A 3,005-nucleotide genomic window follows, 5' to 3' on the forward strand; every position below is an offset into this window, starting at 1 on the left:
CGCGCCGCCGAACTGGTGCAGCCGCACGACAGCCTGTTCATCGACTGCGGCACCACCATGGTCCATTTCGCCGAGGCGCTGCCGCCGGAGATGCCGCTGAGCGTGGTGTGTTACTCCACGAACATCGCTTCAGTGCTGAGCCGCCGCCCGAACACGCAGCTGATGCTGATGGGCGGGCTCTACCACCCCTCCTCGGCCACCTTCTTCTCCGACGAGGGCCTGCAGTACCTCGCGAGGCTGGGCGTGAACAAGGCCTTCATCTCGGCGGGTGGCATCGACCTGGAACGCGGCGCGAGTTGCTCCAACTTCCACGAGGTGCCGGTGAAGCAGGCCGCCATCCGCAGCGCGTCGCAGAGCTTCCTGATCGTCGACGAAAGCAAGCTCGGCACGCTGCGCCCCGCCTTCTTCAGCCCGCTCGATGCCTTCGCGCGCATCGTGGTGGGCGGCTCGCCCGAGGCCTCGCTGAAGAAGCAGTTCAAGGACCTGCCGCTGGAATTCGCGCGCGCCGCCGACGCATAGGCACTGCATTGCCCGGACGCATCGATCGGGGAGAATCGCGACGACGGACGGGATCGGCACTCGGCCCCTCCGAACCTCATCACTACACGCGAGCTCCGCGATGAATGCCGGCACCGTTTCACTCGACGAGCACTGCCTCAAGATCCTCTCCGCGCTGCAGCACGACGGACGCCAGACCGTGCAGCAGATCTCCGAGGCCGTCGGCCTTTCGCCCACGCCCTGCTGGAAGCGCATCAAGGACATGGAGGCCGCCGGCGTCATCCGCGGCTACACCACGCTGGTCGACCCCGAGCTCGTGGGCCTGCACGTCTCGGCCGTGGCCGAGGTGAACCTCGACCGCCACAGCGAGACGCTGGTGCAGCGCTTCGAGGAGGCCGTGGCCGCGAGTCCGCAGATCATCCGCTGCGTGTCGGCCACCGGCCCGGCCGACTACATCCTCAACGTGACCGTGCCCGACATGAAGCACTACGAGCGTTTCCTGCACGAGGTGCTGTTCAGCCTGCCCGGCGTGACGCACGTGCGATCGAGCATCGTGCTGCGCGAGATCAAGTCCGAAACGGCGCTGCCGCTGGACCACCTGCTGCCGGGCACGCCGCGCGCCGCGGGGTCGCGGCGCGGATAGGAACCCGCCTCGAGCTTCAGGAAACCACCTGGTAGTACAGGTTCTGCGGATGCCGCGCCTGCGCGAAGAAGAACCAGCGCTCGGCCAGCAGCCCCGGCGCCTGCACCAGCGCCGCGAGCAGCCAGGGCAGCGCGCCGGCGCCAGCGATGCCCCACACCATCAGCACAGCGGGCAGCACGAAGGCCAGCAGCTGGAAGCCCAGCTTCACGTTCCCCAGAACGGCGAGCGACGCGCCGTGGAAGAACTCGCGCGTGTTGAACGAGCCGGCCGACATGCCCATGGACTGCTGCACCAGCTTCTGCGTGCGGATGCCGGTGGCCGACTGCAACGTCGACTTGTGCCGGATGCCTGCGTTGCGCCGCAGCGCCGTGCCGCGTGCAGCCCACGCCGCCAGCGTGGCGACCAGCGCACAAGGCCCGAACACCTGCACGAATTGCGCTTCGCCGGCCAGCGCCGCCATCGCGCAGGCCAGCACCAGCCCCGACGACAGCCCGATCAGCGTGAAGTTGACGATGGTCAGCGGGTGTGCCCACTCCTCGATGAAGCGCAGGCAGGCGTAGATCATCGCAGTGCAATACCACAGCAGCAGCGAGCCGCACAGCGCGAGCACCGGCAGCAGCCACGACCATGGCACTCCCGCGCCCATGCGCAGCGACAGCCACCACAGCGCCACCAGCGCGATGAAGGCCGGCAGCACGATCACCTCGCGCGACATCCACGAGGTGCGCCACATCAGCACCGCGCGCCACGCGCGCGTCTTGCGGCCCAGGTGCATGAACGAGGCGGCCAGCCCCGCGACAAGCAGCACCTCGGCCGCGCCCAGCGCGATGCCGACGAAGCCCGGCGCGAGCGCCAGGCCGAACAGGGTGGCCAGTGCCAACGCGAACACCAGCCCCTGCGCAGCGCCGGCCAGCGTGGTGAAGAAAAGAATGGAGAACGCGGGATGCATGCGGCTACTCCCGCGCGCCGGCCGCCGGCGTGACGTGCCGCGGCAGGTACTGGTTGGCCGGGCCGGTCTCCCACTCGGGCATGAGCTGGTAGCCGCCGCGTTCGCGGATCGCTTTCGACACGTCGGAATCCGGGTCCTTCACGTCGCCGAAGATGCGCGCGCCGGTCGGGCAAGCCTTCACGCAGGCGGGTTTGCGGTCTTCCTTGGGCAGCTGCTCGTCGTAGATGCGGTCCACGCACAGCGTGCATTTGGTCATGACCTGGCGTTCTTCATCGAGCTCGCGCGCGCCGTAGGGGCAGGCCCATGCGCAGTACTTGCAGCCGATGCACTTGTCGTAGTCGACCAGCACGATGCCGTCTTCCTTGCGCTTGTAGCTCGCGCCCGTGGGGCACACGGGCACGCACGGCGGGTCTTCGCAGTGCAGGCAGCTCTTCGGGAAGTGGATGGTCTCGGTGGCCGGGTAAGCGCCGGCCTCGTAGGTCTGCACGCGGTTGAAGAAGGTGCCGGTGGGGTTGGCCGCATAGGGCCGCTCGTCGGCCAGCGGGCCGGCGCTGCCGGAGGTGTTCCATTGCTTGCAGGAGGTGACGCAGGCATGGCAGCCGACGCAGACGTTGAGGTCGATGACCAGCGCCAACTGCTTGGCGAGGGTTTCGCCCTGCTCGGCGCGTTGGGTTGCATTGCTCCCTCCCCCTCTGGGGGAGGCCCGCCACGTCAGAATAGTTGTCGCCTCCTTAGAACCCAAAGAAAGGATTCGAAGTGGCGAGATATTCCCAAGGCTTCAAGAGGAAGGCTGTCGCAAGGCTGCTCGCACCGGAGTGCGCGCCGCTGGAAGTGGTGGCCGACGAGACTGGTATTGGCGTCGAGACGCTGGAGCGCTGGCGCGATGAACAGCAGACCATGCCCGCCCGAGGGCGG

4 protein-coding genes are annotated in these 3,005 nt (G+C 68.0%); 2 read left to right on the forward strand and 2 right to left on the reverse strand.

Features of this window, described 5'->3' with window-relative positions; all coding sequences use genetic code 11:
- The coding region (locus QMO14_RS33015) for a DeoR/GlpR family DNA-binding transcription regulator (protein WP_301512339.1) at window positions 1-519 on the forward strand (519 nt) is incomplete at its 5' end.
- 100 nt (window positions 520-619) lie between these two features.
- Entirely contained in the window at window positions 620-1,141 is a 522-nt protein-coding gene (locus QMO14_RS33020) for an Lrp/AsnC family transcriptional regulator (RefSeq protein WP_301512340.1), read from the forward strand.
- Window positions 1,142-1,157: 16 nt separating this feature from the next.
- Here QMO14_RS33020 and QMO14_RS33025 read toward each other — a convergent pair whose 3' ends face one another.
- Entirely contained in the window at window positions 1,158-2,090 is a 933-nt protein-coding gene (locus tag QMO14_RS33025) for a DmsC/YnfH family molybdoenzyme membrane anchor subunit (protein ID WP_301512341.1), read from the reverse strand.
- A gap of 4 nt (window positions 2,091-2,094) precedes the next feature.
- The gene (locus tag QMO14_RS33030; RefSeq protein ID WP_301512342.1) at window positions 2,095-2,724 is read right to left on the reverse strand and encodes a 4Fe-4S dicluster domain-containing protein; all 630 of its coding nucleotides are present in this window, start codon (window positions 2,722-2,724) and stop codon (window positions 2,095-2,097) included.
- Between the last annotated feature and the right edge of the window lie 281 nt (window positions 2,725-3,005).

It is taken from the genome of Variovorax sp. CAN15 (assembly GCF_030462475.1).
In the GTDB taxonomy this organism is placed as follows: Bacteria; Pseudomonadota; Gammaproteobacteria; order Burkholderiales; family Burkholderiaceae_C; genus Variovorax.

Coding starts and splice junctions, on each gene's coding strand:
- QMO14_RS33020 (WP_301512340.1), top strand. CDS start 620: ATGAATGCCGGCACCGTTTCACTCGACGAGCACTGCCTCAAGATCCTC.
- QMO14_RS33025 (WP_301512341.1), bottom strand. CDS start 2,090: ATGCATCCCGCGTTCTCCATTCTTTTCTTCACCACGCTGGCCGGCGCT.